Raw genomic sequence first — 14,642 nt, 5'->3', positions numbered from 1 at the left:
CGGCCCGCTACAGGACCGGCAGGATCGCCGGCATCAGGTCCTGGAAGGTGCGGCCGTTGGCCGGGGAACCGATGGCGGTCATCGCCCAGCCCTGGCCCGCGCGGTGCACCTTCGCCATGATCTGGGCCGTGTAGGCGCCGCCGCCGGCCAGCGTGTAGCGGGCGAGTTCCTGGCCGTTGGTCTCGTCGACCAGGCGGCAGAACGCGTTCTGCACTTCCTGGAAGGTCTGGCCCGTGAAGGAGTTCACGGTGAAGACGATCTGGTCGATGTGGACCGGGACGCGCTGCAGGTCGACGAGGATCGCCTCGTCGTCGCCGCCCTGGCCGACACCGCCGACGAGGTTGTCCCCGGTGTGGCGCACCGAGCCGTCGTCGCTCACCAGGTGGCGGAAGAAGACGACGTCGACCGGCTGCTTGTCCGCGAACAGGACGGCGGAGGCGTCCAGGTCGATCTCCCGGGTGCGCGAGCCGAACAGGCCGCGCCGGGGAGCCGCCTGCCAGCCGAGACCCATGCGCACCGACGTCAGGCTGCCGCCGTCGCTCTTCTGCAGACTGATGGCCTGACCCTTGGTCATGTTGACGGTCACGCGCTGATCCCCTCTCGAACTGTCCCCTGTTGCCGCGGACCCGCGGTTGTCCAGAACCCTACGCAGGGACACTGACAGCGCCCCACCCAGGTCCGCACTTTGTGTCGGTCTTGCAACACAGCGCGTGCCCGGGCGGGCCGTCAGGCCAGACCGGCCTCCTTCATCTGACGCAGCTCCTTCTTCATCTCGGAGACCTCGTCCCGGAGCCGGGCCGCGATCTCGAACTGCAGGTCCGCGGCGGCCGCCCGCATACGGGTGGTGAGGTCCTCGATCTGTTCGGCGAGCTCCGCCGCGGGGCGGTCGGTCGGCACGGTTTCCTTGACCTTGCCCTTGCCCTTGGCCGCCTTGGCGCCGGCCGCCGCCTGGCCGCCGAGGGCGGGCACGGGGGCCTTGGCGGCCTTGCCGTCCTTCGACTGGCGGTAGCCCGAGCCGAGCAGCTGCTCGGTGTCGATGTCCTCGCGGGCGATCTGCGCGACGATGTCGTTGATCTTCTTGCGGAGCGGCTGAGGGTCGATGCCGTTCGCCTTGTTGAACGCGACCTGCTTCTCGCGGCGGCGGTTGGTCTCGTCGATCGCCCTCTCCATCGCCGGCGTGATCTTGTCGGCGTACATGTGGACCTGGCCGGAGACGTTGCGCGCCGCGCGGCCGATGGTCTGGATCAGGGAGGTGCCGGAGCGCAGGAAGCCCTCCTTGTCGGCGTCTAGGATCGCCACCAGGGAGACCTCCGGCAGGTCGAGGCCCTCGCGGAGCAGGTTGATGCCGACCAGGACGTCGTACTCGCCGGCGCGCAGCTCACGCAGGAGTTCGACGCGGCGCAGGGTGTCGACGTCGCTGTGCAGGTAGCGGACCTGGATGCCGAGTTCCAGGAAGTAGTCGGTGAGGTCCTCGGCCATCTTCTTGGTGAGCGTGGTGACCAGGACGCGCTCGTCCTTCTCGGTCCGCTTGCGGATCTCGTGCACCAGGTCGTCGATCTGCCCCTCGGTGGGCTTGACGACGACCTCCGGGTCGACGAGGCCGGTGGGGCGGATGATCTGCTCGACGGCGCCGTCCGAGCGGGAGAGCTCGTAGGTGCCCGGGGTCGCCGACAGGTACACGGTCTGTCCGATGCGTCCCTGGAACTCCTCCCACTTCAGTGGACGGTTGTCCAGGGCGGAGGGCAGCCGGAAGCCGTGGTCGACCAGGGTCCGCTTGCGGGAGGCGTCGCCCTCGTACATGGCGCCGATCTGCGGGACGGTGACGTGCGACTCGTCGATGACGAGCAGGAAGTCGTCCGGGAAGTAGTCCAGCAGGGTGTTCGGCGGGGAGCCGGGCAGGCGGCCGTCGAAGTGCATGGAGTAGTTCTCCACGCCGGAGCAGGAGCCGATCTGGCGGAGCATCTCGAGGTCGTACGTCGTGCGCATCCGCAGCCGCTGGGCCTCCAGCAGCTTGCCCTGCTTCTCCAGCTCGGTCAGCCGCTCCGCCAGCTCCTTCTCGATGTCGTTGACGGCCCGCTCCAGGCGCTCGGGGCCCGCGACGTAGTGGGAGGCGGGGAAGACGTACAGCTGCTGGTCGTCGCTGATGATCTCGCCGGTGACCGGGTGGAGCGTGGACAGGGCCTCGATCTCGTCACCGAACATCTCGATGCGGACCGCCAGCTCCTCGTAGACCGGGAAGATCTCGATGGTGTCGCCGCGCACCCGGAGGGTGCCGCGGGCGAAGGCCATGTCGTTGCGCGTGTACTGGATGTCCACGAAGCGGCGCAGCAGCTCGTCCCGGTCGTGCTCCTCGCCGACCCGGAGCGGGACCATGCGGTCCACGTACTCCTGGGGGGTGCCGAGGCCGTAGATGCAGGAGACGGAGGCGACCACGACGACGTCACGGCGGGTGAGCAGCGAGTTGGTCGCCGAGTGGCGCAGGCGCTCCACCTCCTCGTTGATCGAGGAGTCCTTCTCGATGTAGGTGTCCGACTGCGGGACGTACGCCTCGGGCTGGTAGTAGTCGTAGTACGAGACGAAGTACTCGACGGCGTTGTTCGGCAGCAGCTCGCGGAACTCGTTCGCCAGCTGGGCGGCCAGTGTCTTGTTCGGCGCCATCACGAGGGTGGGGCGCTGGAGCTTCTCGATCATCCACGCGGTGGTGGCGGACTTGCCGGTGCCGGTGGCGCCGAGCAGGACGACGTCCTTCTCGCCTGCTTCGACACGCCGGGCGAGTTCGGCGATGGCCGCCGGCTGGTCGCCGTTCGGCTGGTAGGGGCTGACGACCTCGAAGGGCGCCACCGTGCGTTCGATCTGGGAAACGGGCCGCATGGGTTCCACCGTACGACCCCGCACTGACAACGGGTCCGGATCAGCGGTTCTGCGGCGTTCGGGAACGCCGGACGAGCGGGCGGCGCGTGTGGTGGGCGGGGTGGTGCGGAGGGCGCCGGACCGTACGCGGTGCCTCGGGGTGGGCGGGGACGCCCGGCTTCCGCTCGACGGGGACTTCGGCGGCCCTCCCCGTGACCATCAGCGGGTCGAACATCACCACGACGCCGGCGAGGAGGAGGAAGGCCAGGGGGCCGATGAGCATGGGGGCGAGCAGTTCCGCGGCCGAGCCCCCGGTGGAGGGATCGGCCGTGCCGTGGAGGTGGACTTCGAGGGCGGCCATGCCCGTGTAGTGCATGCCGGTGACGGCCAGCCCCATGACCAGGCTGGCGCCGACGCTCCACAGGAATCCCCGGACCTGTCCGGCCGCCCACAGGGCGGCGGTGGCGGCGGCCATGGCTATGACGACGGACACGGCCACGGTGAACGTGTTGTACGTCAGCTGCCCGTCCAGGCGCATCCCGGCCATACCCAGGTAGTGCATCGACGCGATGCCCAGGCCGGTGATCGTGCCGCCGGTGAACAGGGCGGTTCCTCGCGCGCCCCGGTAGCCGACGATGAAGATCCCGATGCCCACCATCACGATGGCGACGGCCAGGCTGGCGAAGGTCATCAGCCAGTCGTAGCGGATCGGCGTGTGTTCGATCGTGAAGCCCATCATGGCGATGAAGTGCATGGTCCAGATGCCGGAGCCGATCGCCGCCGAGCCGAGCGCGAGCCACGCCGGGCGCCAGGACCGGGTGACCCGCATGGACCTGGTGGTGCAGCGCAGACCGAGGGCACCGCCGAGGCAGGCCATGAGGTAGGCCACCAGCGGTGTGACGAGTCCGTAGCTGAATCCCTCGACCGTGCCTTGCATATGTGCGGCTGCCCTTCCGCCTTCTCGCACCCCGGTTACGTCCCGGAATTTCCCTGATGTGCGCCCCCTCCCAGGACCGCGCGAACGGTCAGGGTCGAGGCAGAGAGTATGACTCCCACCGGAATGGTCGAACGATTCTCCGGCAAAGAATCACGGCCTTGACCCACTTGTGGGGCCCCGGTGAGCGGAGTTGAGCAACTCCATTCAGCCTGTGGCCATTCTGCACCCCTCTCCCGTTGACTCTCTGGTGTCACAGTGGTGCTGTCCGTGATCGCTCGACGCGAGGAGTACGCATGCACGCGCGCGCAGTTGCCGTCACGACCACCGCGCTCCTGGGAGTCGCCCTGCTCACTCCGCTCTCGCACGCCAGGACCGCCCAGAGCGGGGACGACGGTCCCTCGGTCGTCGCCCACCGGGGCGCCTCCGGGTACGCGCCGGAGAACACGCTGGCCGCCGTCGACAAGGCGGCCGAGATGGGCATCCGCTGGGTGGAGAACGACGTCCAGCGCACCAAGGACGGCGAGCTCGTCGTCCTCCACGACGACAATCTGCGGCGCACGACCGACGTGGAGGAGATCTTCCCCGACCGCTCGCCCTGGAAGGTGAAGGACTTCACCGCGGCGGAGATCGCGCGGCTGGACGCGGGGAGCTGGTTCGGGTCCGAGTACGCGGGCGCGCGCGTGCCGACGCTGAAGCAGTACGTGGACCGCGTGGAGCACAACCACCAGAAGCTGCTGCTGGAGCTGAAGAACCCCCAGCTGTATCCGGGCATCGAGCAGCAGACCCTCAAGGTCCTCGCCAACGAGGGCTGGCTCGACCGGCGGCATGTGGCCGGCCGGCTGGTCGTGCAGAGTTTCAGCGCGGACAGCGTCCGGACCGTCCACGATCTCAAGCCGGCCGTCAAGACCGGGTTCCTCGGCACGCCGCCGGTGTCGGACCTGCCCGAGTACGCGGAGTTCACCGACCAGATCAACCCCTCGCACGGCTCCCTCTCCATGAGCTACGTCTCCTCCGTGCACGCGTTCACGGGGCCGCACGGCAGGCCGATGGAGGTCCTCACCTGGACGGTCGACGACGCGGCCACCGCCCGGCGGGTCGCCGGGTACGACGTCGACGGCATCATCACCAACAAGCCCGACGTGGTGCGGGACGCCGTCGGCGAGGACGAGGACGAGGACTCGGCCGGCCGGTGATCACGGCACGCCCGGGGCAGGGGCCGGTCGCGTCCGCCGCTGCCCCGGGCGTTGTCAGTGGCCAGCCTTACCGTTGGCGCATGGACAGCCATGGGCAGTACGAACGGCAGGTCGTGTGGACCGTAGTCGGCACCGACATCGGTCCGCTGCTGCTGGCCGCCACCCGCGACGGACTGGTGAACGTCGTGTTCCACGCCACCGACGCCGCGCGCGACCGTGCGCTCGAAGGGCTCGCGGCCCGGCTGGGCACGGAGCCCGTCGAGGCGCCCGGCTCGCCGCTGCTGTCCGAGGCGATACGGCAGGTGGAGGCGTACTTCGCGGGCCGGCGGCGTGACTTCGACCTGCCGCTGGACTGGTCGCTGATCTCGGGCTTCAACCGGGAGGTACTGCGCGAGCTGGCGTCCGGCGTCCCCTACGGCTCGGTCGTCGGGTACGGCGACCTCGCCGACCGGGTCGGCCGGCCGGGCGCCGCACAGGCGGTGGGCATGGCGATGGGGGCCAATCCGCTGCCGGTCGTCGTGCCGTGCCACCGGGTCGTCGAGAGCGACGGCGGCATCGGCGGGTTCGGGGGCGGCGTGGGCACCAAGCGACAGTTGCTCGCGCTCGAGGGCGTGCTGCCCGAGCCGCTGTTCTGAGAGGTCGGCCGCCCGGGGCCCGGCGGGGCTACTCGTAGTGCCGAGCCTCGAGGATGTTGCCGTCCGGGTCGCCGAAGTAGAAGCTGCGCCGGGCCGGGCCTCGGGCGCCGTAGGAGTCGTACGCCAGTTCCGAGACCGCGATGGCCTGCTCTTCAAGCCGGGCGCGCAGTGCCTCGAAGTCGTGCGGTGACAGCGACAGGCAGATGTGGTTGACGGGATGGCCCGCGCTGCCGTCGGCGCCGGGGACCACTCGCATGCGTTCCGCCAGGGAGTGTGGCGCCAGGTCGAGGATGGTCTCGTCGTTGAGGCGCACGGAGGGGAAGCTCACGGTCCCGGCGGTGTACTCGGTGACTCGCAGGGGCTCCAGCCCCAGGGTCTTCTCGTAGAAACGGGCAGCGGCGACCGGGTCGCGCACCCAGAGGACGACATGGTCGAGACGTGTCGTGTTGTGCGTCATGGTGCCCAGGCTCGTGGTCTTCATGATGAGCCGCAAGACTGCGCCGGGGTCCGTGAGGGGTTTGGCCCGGTCCCCCGCCCGCCAGAGATGAGGGAGAACCGACGGACAGGAGGCAGGCGCGTGATGCTGATGATGTCGGAAGAGGTACGGACGGCGATCGACGCGCGTCACCCCGTGGTGGCGCTGGAGTCCACGATCATCGCGCACGGGCTGCCGCGCCCGCGCAATCTGCTGGTGGCGCGTGAGCTGGAGGAGGCCGTACGGCAGGAGGGCGCCATACCGGCGACCATCGCCGTGCTGGACGGGCGGCCCCATGTCGGCCTGGACAAGGAGCAGCTGGAGCGGGTCGCGAACGAGGACGGCATCCGCAAGCTGGGCCACCGCGACCTGCCGCTCGCGGTGGCCGCCGGAGCGAGCGGGGCGACCACCGTCTCGGCGACCGCCCAGCTGGCGGCCCTGGCGGGCGCCCGGGTGTTCGCCACCGGCGGGCTGGGCGGCGTGCACCGGGAGTGGACGGTGACGCAGGACGAGTCGGCCGACCTCGGCCTGCTGGCACGCACCCGCATCACGGTGGTCTGCGCCGGCGTGAAGTCCATCCTGGACGTGCCGGCGACCCTGCAGCGGCTCGAGACGCTGGGTGTCGCGGTGGCCGGTTACGGTACGGACCGCTTCCCCGGCTTCTACCTGTCCGACTCGGGGCATCCGGTGGACTGGACGCTGGACACCCCGGAGCAGGTGGCGACGGTCATGCGGGCGCAGGACGCGCTCGGCGGGCCGCGGTCCGCGCTCGTGGTCGCCCATCCCGTCCCCGAGGAGGAGCAGCTCGATCCCGCGCTGCACGCGCGGGTGCTCGCCGACGCGCTGCACGCCTGCGAGGAGGCGGGGGTCACGGGCCAGGCGGTCACGCCGTTCCTGCTCGACTACCTGGTACGGCACACCGACGGGGCCTCGCTGAGCGCCAACCTGGCTGCGGTGCGCGCGAACGTGCGGCTGGCGGCCCGCGTCGCGGCGGCCTGGGCCGAAGCATGACCACCGGGCCGAGCGGAGCGCTGCTGGTCGTCGGGGACGTCGTCACGGACGTCGTCGCCCGGCACCGGGGGCCGCTGTCCTCCGGCACGGACACGGCCGCCTCGATCCGCCGGCTGCCCGGTGGGGCGGGTGCCAACGTGGCCTGCTGGGCCGCGTACGGCGGGTGCCGGGACGTACGGCTGCTGGGGCGGGTCGGCACCGAGGCGGCGGCCTGGCACGAGCGTGAGCTGGTGACCCGTGGTGTACGTCCTCTTCTGGTCGTCGACGAGGCGGCACCGACGGGGACGGTGATCTGCCTGGTCGACACGGGCGCCTCGGCCGAGCGGACGTTCCTGACGGACAGCGGGGCGTCGCTGCGGCTCGGGCCCGACGACTGGTCGGACACGCTGCTCGACGGCGTCGCCCGGCTGCACCTGTCGGGCTACCTTCTGTTCTCGGAGTCGGGCCGCGCCCTGGTGCCGGTCGCCCTGGCCGCGGCACGCGCGCGCGGGGTGCCGGTCAGCCTGGACCCGGCGTCGGCCGGGTTCCTCACCGAGCTGGGCGTCGACCGCTTCCTGGACCTGATCGAGGGGGTGGACACGCTGCTGCCCAGCCGGGGCGAGGCATGCCTGCTCACCGGGCTGCCCGACGCGGCGGACGCCGCGGCCAAGCTGAGCCGGCTCGTCCCGCTGGTGATCGCCAAGCAGGGCGCGGAGGGGGCCCTGGTGGCCCGGTCCGGCACCGTGTGCGCGCGCGTCCCCGCCGACCCGGCGTCGCCGCGGGACAGTACGGGCGCCGGTGACGCCTTCACCGGCGCGTTCCTCGCCGCACTGCTCGCGGGCGCGGGGCCCGAGGAGGCGACGGCTGCGGGGTGCCGGGCGGGAGCGCGGGCGGTCGAACGGGTGGGCGGGAGGCCTCCACGGGCGACGGACCGGCCGTAGGCAGGTGTGGGGAGAGGGGAGAGAGGGACGCTGGTGTCGGCCGGGGCAGACGTCCCGGGCCGGCCGGGACCCGCTCCCCTACGCCTTGCGGCCCCACGCCGAGATCATCGGAGCCGTCGCGAGGTCCATCCCGCCGGACGCGATGTTCGCGAGGTGGCGGTCGATGTCCTCGTGGCCGGCTACCCCGGCGCCGACCAGCTGGTCGCGGACCTGACGGACCGTCGCGGACTCCAGGGCGGCACACGCGGGTGAGGTGACCGGGAAGTAGGCATCGGCCTCCACCTGGCGCAGCCCGGCCTCCCGCAGCAGACGCGGGAGCCGACGGCCGTAGGACAGGTCGGCGCCGCGCCGGGCCAGCAGTTGGCGGAAGCCGTGCCGCAGCCGGTTCGCCAGCTGCTGCTCGGGACCGTGCTCGTCGGGACAGAGCAGGGGCTGCAGCGCGGGGTCGGCGTCCTCGACCAGGAGGCGGCCGCCGGGACGCAGGGCCTTGACCATCGAGCGCAACGCCCTCTCCCGGTCCGGGACATGGACGAGCACGAGCCGGGCGTGCACCAGGTCGAACCCCTCCCCCGGCGGGTCCTCGGCGCCCACGTCGTGCACGCGCACCTCGACCGGAGGCCGGCCGGCCGGAGCGACCCGAGAGGTGTCGATGTCGGTCGCGAGGACCCTGCCGGTCGGTCCCACCCTTTTGGCCAGCCAGGAGACCACCGAGGTGCCTCCGGCCCCGACCTCCCAGCAGCGCCAGCCGGGTCCGGCGCCGAGCGCTTGGAGGTGCCGGAACGTCGTGGGGTCGAAGAGGGTGGTGAAGGCCTCGAAGCGCTCCGCCGCCTCGGCCTGCCGGTTGTCGAGGAGGTATCCGTCGGTTCGCGTCATGCGGCGATCATCCCAGTTGTCCGGCTTGCCTGAAGCGGTCGACGCTCCGGCGCGGCGGCCCTCGGGGGCGGCCGGGTCGATGTGGGTCAGCTTCCGAACGCCCTGTCCACAGCCGGGAACAAAGCGGAACGCTCCGTACCCACAGGCTCGTCCGCGGCTGACTCCGGCCTGGCAGACTGGCTCGCCAAGGCGCGGGAAGCACGGCGCGAGGGGACCCACGCGAGGAGACACGGATGACGATGGCAGGGAATCTGCGGAAGGTCACGGGCCTGGGAGGGGTCGGTGGCCTCCGCAAGGTGGCCCGGCTGGCCCGGCGGCGCCCGCGTGTGGACCTGAGCCATCCCGCCCGTTCCCCGCTGGGTTCCTCGGTGGTGAACTGCGTGACCTACCGGGACGGCGTCCGCACTCCCGAGGGCGGTGATCCGGTCGACGCGGTGAAGCGGATGCGGGGGCGCGGGGGCGGTTTCGTCTGGCTCGGCCTGCACGAGCCCACGGACCAGGAGTTCGCGGGTGTCGCGGACCTCTTCGACCTGCACCCGCTGGCGGTCGAGGACGCGATCGAGGCCCACCAGCGCCCCAAGGTGGAGCGGTACGGGGAGACGCTCTTCGCCGTGTTCAAGACGGTCTGCTACGTGGAGCACGAGGAGCTCACGGCCACGAGCGAGGTGGTGAGCACCGGCGAGATCATGGTGTTCGTCGGCCAGGACTTCGTGATCACCGTGCGGCACGGGCGGCACGGCTCGCTGGGACCGTTGCGGGAAGGGCTGGAGTCCGATCCCGCGCAGCTCGCCAAGGGGCCGTCCGCTGTGCTGCACGCGATCGCGGACCACGTGGTGGACGAGTTCCTGAGCGTCATCGAGGCGGTCCAGGCGGACATCGACCAGGTCGAGACGGAAGTGTTCGCGGAGCACGGCGCGCGGGTCGATCCGGGGCGGATCTATCAGCTCAAGCGTGAACTGCTGGAACTGCGGCGGGCGGTGGTACCGCTCGGCCGGCCGCTGGACGAGCTGGCCACACGGCCGGTCCGAGTGGTGGATCCGGAGATACAGGCCTATTTCCGCGACGTCGCCGACCATCTGCTGCGGGCCACGGAGCAGCTCGCGGCGTTCGACGAACTGCTCAACTCCATCCTCCAGGCGCACCTGGCCCGGGTGACGGTCGCACAGAACGAGGACATGCGGAAGATCACCGCCTGGGCCGCGATCATCGCGGTACCCACGATGGTCTGCGGGGTGTACGGCATGAACTTCGACCACATGCCCGAGCTGCGCTGGCGGTACGGCTACGGCCTGGTCATCGGCGTGATAACCGTCGCGTGCCTGGCACTGCACCGGGGCTTCCGGCGCAACGGCTGGCTCTGACGGCGGTCCGGGCCGCTCGGGCCGAGAAGCTCATGGTCTGCCGTGGCACGCCCCCGCGTCAGCCGTTCCACGCGGGATGCCGTGGATCGTCGGCGCGCACGAGGACGTCGGCGGTGCCGGAGGGGTCGGTCTCGACCTCGTAGCGCTCGAAGGCGGGCAGCGTCCAGTGCTCGGCCTCGGGGGTGCGGCGGCGCAGTGCGCCGGGGCCGAGGACCAGATGGACGCTCAGATCGAGGGGGAACCAGTGGCGCAGCAGGAAGGGGCCGTGCAGCAGCAGGGCGCCGCCGGGTGGGAGGCGGACGTAGGAGCTGCGGGTGGCGCGGTCGGTGACCGGGTCCCACAGGTCGGGCAGAACGCGCCCGTCGCCATCGGGCCCGAGGGGGTCGAAGACCTCGCGCCACAGAGCGCCGGTGTCGTGCCAGCCGTTGTAGTAGGACTCGACGTCCTGATGCCCGTACTCGAGGCGGAGGGAGGCGGGGCGCACGAAGCCCTCCGTCCCGACGACGAGGGAGGGGCGGCCGCGCACGCGCAGCGCCTCGGAGACCCGCTCCGCGAGGTCGCCGGGGCGGGCTGCCGGGGCGCCGTCGAAGGCGACGCGCGGCCAGGCGCTGCCGTCGGCGGGTTCGAGGTCGAGCAGGCGCTCGGCGAGCAGGTCGCCGAGCCTGTCCCAGGTGATCGCTTCCAGTCGCACCTGCCCATGATGCGTCAGCCACCGGTCCGCCCGCCTGGACGCTCGCGCATGCGCTCGCGCCGGTCGGCCATGGTCACCGTGCCCGTGCGGAGGTTGACTTGGGCTGATCGATGGCCGACGGTGCCGAGCGGGCATCGACGCGACGGGTGGGAGTTGACGCGACATGATCGACGGACCGTACTTCGTGCTGACAGTGCTGGGTGTGCTCGGGACCGGTCTGACGGCCGGCGCCTTCTGCGCGTTCTCGACCTTCGTCATGCGGGGGCTCGCGGCGCTGCCGCCCGCGCAGGGAGTCGCCGCGATGAACGCGATCAACACGGCCGCGGTGCGGCCGGCCTTCATGCTCGTCTTCCTGGGGACGGCGGTGCTGACCGCGGTGATCGCCGTGGTGACGTTCGTGCTGTGGCCGGACGGGGCCGCGGTGGAGCTGCTGCTGGGCAGCGCGCTGTACCTGTTCGGGGCGTTCGGGGTGACCGCGGCCGCCAATGTGCCGCGCAACACCGCGCTGCTCCGGCTGGAGCCGGGTACCGCGGAGGCGGCCGCCCAGTGGCCCTCGTACGTGCGCGAGTGGACGGCGTGGAACCACGTGCGTACGGTCGCCTCGGCCGCGGCGGCGTTGGCGTACGTGCTGGCCCTCGCCTGATGACCCGCCGCCGCCTCGCCTCGGGGGGGCGGGCGCCGCCACGGCCGGGACACCGTGGGCGCGGAGCCGTCCGGCGCTCTGCGCGCGGGGCGGGCGGGACGTATCGTGGGCCGGAAGAGCGCCGCCCCACGACGCACGGCCTGCCACCCGCACGCAAGGAAGACGGCCATGGCCGATCCCAAGGGTTTCCTGACCACGCCCCGCGAGGAGTGGCCCCGCAGGCCGGCCGAGGAACGAGTCCGGGACTGGCACGAGGTCCATGTCCCGGGGGCGCTGCTGCCGATCATCGGCGCCCAGGCCGACCGCTGTATGGACTGCGGCGTCCCCTTCTGCCACGAAGCCTGCCCGCTCGGCAACCTGATCCCGGAGTGGAACGACCTGGTCTCCCGGGCGGACTGGAGGGCGGCGAGCGAGCGGCTGCACGCCACGAACAACTTCCCCGAGTTCACCGGCCGGTTGTGCCCGGCACCGTGCGAGGCCGGCTGTGTGCTCGCCATCAACCAGCCGGCCGTCACCATCAAGAACGTCGAGTGCGCGATCGCCGACAAGGCCTGGGAGGAGGGTTTCACCCCGCCGCGCCCGCCGGACCGGCTGTCCGGGCGGACGGTGGCGGTGGTCGGTTCGGGGCCCACCGGGCTCGCGGCGGCGCAGCAGCTGACCCGGGCCGGGCACACGGTCGCGGTCTACGAGCGGGACGACCGGATCGGGGGGCTGATGCGGTACGGCATCCCCGAGTTCAAGATGGAGAAACGGCACCTGGCGCGGCGCGTCGACCAGATGCGGGCCGAGGGGACGAAGTTCCGTACGTCGACGGCGGTGGGGCGGGACGTGGCCGCCGGCGAGTTGCGGGCCCGCTACGACGCGGTGGTGATCGCCACCGGCGCGACCGCGTGGCGGGAACTGGCGGTGCCCGGCCGCGAGCTGGCCGGTGTCCATCAGGCGATGGAGTATCTGCCGCTGGCCAACCGGGTGTGCGAGGGCGACCTGGAAGGCTCCCCGCTGTCGGCCGCCGGCCTGCACGTCGTCATCGTCGGCGGTGGCGACACGGGCGCGGACTGTCTCGGTACCGCGGTGCGGGACGGGGCCGCGTCCGTGACCCAGCTGGACATCTACGCGCAGCCCGGCGGGGACCGCGACGAGGAGGCCGAGCCCTGGCCGACGTATCCGCGGCTGTACCGGCTGTCGGCCGCGCACGAGGAGGCACGTGACCTGCGGTTCGCGCCGGCGGCGGATGCCGACGCGCGGCTCTTCGCCGCGTCCACGCTCCGACTCACCGGTGACTCGCAGGGGCATGTGCGGTCGCTGCACCTGGTCGGTGTGGACGCCGGGCGCCGTCCGCTGCCCGGCACCGAACGGTCGCTCCGCGCGGACCTCGTCCTCCTGGCCCTGGGCTTCTCCGGGCCGGACCGGGAGGACGGGCTCGTCGAGGGGCTGGGGCTGGAACTGGAGCCCCGTGGCACGATCGCCCGGGACCGGGGGTTCGCGACCAACGTCCCGGGGGTGTTCGCCGCCGGGGACGCGGCACGCGGGCAGTCGCTGATCGTGTGGGCGATCGCGGAGGGGCGGGCGGTGGCGGCGGCCGTCGACCGCCACCTGTCGGGCGGCAGTACACGGCTGCCGGCACCGGTGGGCCCGTACGACCGGCCGATGACGGTCTGAACACACCCGCCGCTGCCCGGGTCGCGGCCTACGTATCAGTGCTCACGGGTGTTGCATGTTCGCAATAGGTGATCAACTAAGTGCCAAACAGCTTAAGAACAACAATCAACAGGGCGCACGTCTCAGGACAGCAGGAAGTCCGCCTCTCCCGCCTTGGCTCCCTCGATGAAGGCCGTCATCTCGGCGGAGGTGTAGATCAGCGCGGGGCCGTCGGGGTCGGTGGACTGACGTACCGCGATCCGGCCGTCGGCGAGCTTCATCGCTTCCAGGCAGTTGCCCCCGTTGCCGCCGCTCCACGGCTTGTGCCAGCCCTCGCTGCCCAGCTCACGGGCGGGCATGCCGTTGTAGATCCGCTCGCTGCGGGTCCGTGGCGAGCGCTGGGGTTTGATGCGGTTCATTCACAGCTCCTTGCGGAGATCCCGGAGGATCTCCTTCGTGCGATGTGCCGTGGCGGCCTGCGCCGCCATGCGGTCCATGACCTCGAGGTGGGTCGCCACCTCGGCACGCGCGTCGAGGTAGACGGCGCCGGTCAGGTACTCGCTGTAGACCATGTCGGGCAGTTCCGGCATGGCGAATCGGAACAGCACGAAGGGCCCGTACGTGCCCGGGTGCGGCCCGTTGGCGAACGGGGCGACCTGCAGCGTCACATTGGGCAGCTTCGTTGCCTCGAGCAGCCTGTCGATCTGGGCACGCATCACCTCCGGGCCCCCGACGGGGCGGCGCAGCGCGGTCTCGTCCATGACGACCCACAGCCTGGGCGCGTCCTTACGGGTGAGCAGTTCCTGGCGTTGCATGCGCAGGTCGACGTGGCGCTCGATGTCGTCGGGCCGGGTCTGCCCGATGGCTCCCGAGCGGAGCACCCCACGCGCGTAGTCCTCGGTCTGCAGCAGTCCGGGGACGAAGTGGGGCTCGTAGGAGCGGATCAGGACGGCCGCGCCCTCCAGGCTGACGTACATGGAGAACCAGCTCGGCAGGATGTCGTGGAAGCGCTGCCACCATCCGGGCTTGTTGGCGTCCTCGGCAAGCCGCACGAAGGCGTCGGCCTCGTCGTCCCCGATGCCGTAGGCCTTCAGCAGGAGCTGGAGGTACGGGATCTTGAAGGCGACCTCGGCCATCTCCATGCGGCGGACCGTGGCGGGGGCGACGCGCAGGATGCGGGCGGCTTCCTCGCGCTTGAGACCGGCGCGTTCCCGGAGGTCCAGCAGGCGCCGGCCGAGGACGACCTGGCCGACCGTCGGCGCGGACCGCGGCTCGCTCACCGCCCACCTCCTGAAGAGTCCCGAAAAGTCCCTGTGCCCTTGTGCGGACAGCCCGGCGGCGCCATTCGAAGACCTGTTCGAAAGCCTGGGCAGGCCTTCAAGGATCTGAAGTGGCGCCGCTCGACGTGCTGTTGC

Annotated in this window: 15 protein-coding genes; 7 read left to right on the top strand and 8 right to left on the bottom strand. The window is 71.5% G+C overall.

Translation table 11 applies throughout. The annotated features are described in order from the left end of the window. Positions 1 to 7 precede the first annotated feature (7 nt). The 3 genes from RI578_RS29540 to RI578_RS29530 all read right to left on the bottom strand — a co-directional run bounded on the left by RI578_RS29540 (position 8) and on the right by RI578_RS29530 (position 3,787). Positions 8 to 586, bottom strand: a complete 579-nt coding sequence (locus RI578_RS29540) for a TerD family protein (protein ID WP_121746441.1) — start codon at positions 584 to 586, stop codon at positions 8 to 10. Between the two features lie 140 nt (positions 587 to 726). Further along, the gene (uvrB, locus tag RI578_RS29535) at positions 727 to 2,871 is read right to left on the bottom strand and encodes an excinuclease ABC subunit UvrB (protein WP_310873912.1); all 2,145 of its coding nucleotides are present in this window, start codon (positions 2,869 to 2,871) and stop codon (positions 727 to 729) included. Between the two features lie 40 nt (positions 2,872 to 2,911). Continuing rightward, the gene (locus RI578_RS29530; RefSeq protein ID WP_310873911.1) at positions 2,912 to 3,787 is read right to left on the bottom strand and encodes an MHYT domain-containing protein; all 876 of its coding nucleotides are present in this window, start codon (positions 3,785 to 3,787) and stop codon (positions 2,912 to 2,914) included. Positions 3,788 to 4,080: 293 nt separating this feature from the next. Between RI578_RS29530 and RI578_RS29525 the strand changes: the two genes are divergently transcribed. Beyond that, positions 4,081 to 4,980 (top strand): glycerophosphodiester phosphodiesterase family protein, encoded by a 900-nt coding sequence (locus RI578_RS29525; protein WP_310873910.1) that lies wholly within the window; start codon positions 4,081 to 4,083, stop codon positions 4,978 to 4,980. Between the two features lie 80 nt (positions 4,981 to 5,060). Continuing rightward, positions 5,061 to 5,615, top strand: a complete 555-nt coding sequence (locus RI578_RS29520; protein WP_310873909.1) for a methylated-DNA--[protein]-cysteine S-methyltransferase — start codon at positions 5,061 to 5,063, stop codon at positions 5,613 to 5,615. 28 nt (positions 5,616 to 5,643) lie between these two features. On the opposite strand, the gene RI578_RS29515 is transcribed toward RI578_RS29520, so the two are convergent. Next, a complete protein-coding gene (locus RI578_RS29515) occupies positions 5,644 to 6,072 on the bottom strand; it encodes a VOC family protein (RefSeq protein WP_310873908.1) in 429 nt (142 codons plus the stop codon). Between the two features lie 120 nt (positions 6,073 to 6,192). Here RI578_RS29515 and RI578_RS29510 point away from each other — a divergent pair, with 120 nt between their 5' ends. After that, the gene (locus RI578_RS29510; RefSeq protein ID WP_310873907.1) at positions 6,193 to 7,101 is read left to right on the top strand and encodes a pseudouridine-5'-phosphate glycosidase; all 909 of its coding nucleotides are present in this window, start codon (positions 6,193 to 6,195) and stop codon (positions 7,099 to 7,101) included. After that, on the top strand, positions 7,098 to 8,021 hold the full coding sequence (locus RI578_RS29505) for a PfkB family carbohydrate kinase (RefSeq protein WP_310873906.1): 924 nt from the start codon (positions 7,098 to 7,100) through the stop codon (positions 8,019 to 8,021). Before RI578_RS29510 ends, RI578_RS29505 begins: the two co-directional genes overlap by 4 nt. 78 nt (positions 8,022 to 8,099) lie before the next feature. Here RI578_RS29505 and RI578_RS29500 read toward each other — a convergent pair whose 3' ends face one another. After that, on the bottom strand, positions 8,100 to 8,894 hold the full coding sequence (locus tag RI578_RS29500) for a methyltransferase domain-containing protein (protein WP_310873905.1): 795 nt from the start codon (positions 8,892 to 8,894) through the stop codon (positions 8,100 to 8,102). 233 nt (positions 8,895 to 9,127) lie between these two features. Here RI578_RS29500 and RI578_RS29495 point away from each other — a divergent pair, with 233 nt between their 5' ends. Beyond that, on the top strand, positions 9,128 to 10,255 hold the full coding sequence (locus RI578_RS29495) for a magnesium and cobalt transport protein CorA (protein WP_310873904.1): 1,128 nt from the start codon (positions 9,128 to 9,130) through the stop codon (positions 10,253 to 10,255). A 58-nt stretch (positions 10,256 to 10,313) separates the two neighbouring features. Here RI578_RS29495 and RI578_RS29490 read toward each other — a convergent pair whose 3' ends face one another. Beyond that, positions 10,314 to 10,946, bottom strand: a complete 633-nt coding sequence (locus RI578_RS29490; RefSeq protein WP_310873903.1) for a uridine kinase — start codon at positions 10,944 to 10,946, stop codon at positions 10,314 to 10,316. Positions 10,947 to 11,109: 163 nt separating this feature from the next. Here RI578_RS29490 and RI578_RS29485 point away from each other — a divergent pair, with 163 nt between their 5' ends. Further along, positions 11,110 to 11,589, top strand: a complete 480-nt coding sequence (locus RI578_RS29485) for an anthrone oxygenase family protein (RefSeq protein ID WP_310873902.1) — start codon at positions 11,110 to 11,112, stop codon at positions 11,587 to 11,589. A gap of 168 nt (positions 11,590 to 11,757) precedes the next feature. Next, on the top strand, positions 11,758 to 13,248 hold the full coding sequence (locus RI578_RS29480; protein WP_310873901.1) for a glutamate synthase subunit beta: 1,491 nt from the start codon (positions 11,758 to 11,760) through the stop codon (positions 13,246 to 13,248). Positions 13,249 to 13,370: 122 nt separating this feature from the next. Here the strand turns inward: RI578_RS29480 and RI578_RS29475 are convergent, their stop codons facing one another. Together RI578_RS29475 and RI578_RS29470 are read right to left on the bottom strand one after the other, a co-directional pair. After that, the gene (locus RI578_RS29475) at positions 13,371 to 13,646 is read right to left on the bottom strand and encodes a DUF397 domain-containing protein (protein WP_310873900.1); all 276 of its coding nucleotides are present in this window, start codon (positions 13,644 to 13,646) and stop codon (positions 13,371 to 13,373) included. After that, positions 13,647 to 14,507 carry a helix-turn-helix transcriptional regulator gene (locus RI578_RS29470; protein ID WP_310873899.1) on the bottom strand — a complete coding sequence of 287 codons (861 nt, stop codon included), beginning with the start codon at positions 14,505 to 14,507 and terminating at the stop codon, positions 13,647 to 13,649. Between the last annotated feature and the right edge of the window lie 135 nt (positions 14,508 to 14,642).

The sequence above is a fragment of the Streptomyces sp. BB1-1-1 genome, from assembly GCF_031597775.1.
Taxonomy (GTDB): Bacteria; Actinomycetota; Actinomycetes; order Streptomycetales; family Streptomycetaceae; genus Streptomyces; species Streptomyces thinghirensis.
This window is presented reverse-complemented; position numbering and strand designations above follow the sequence as displayed.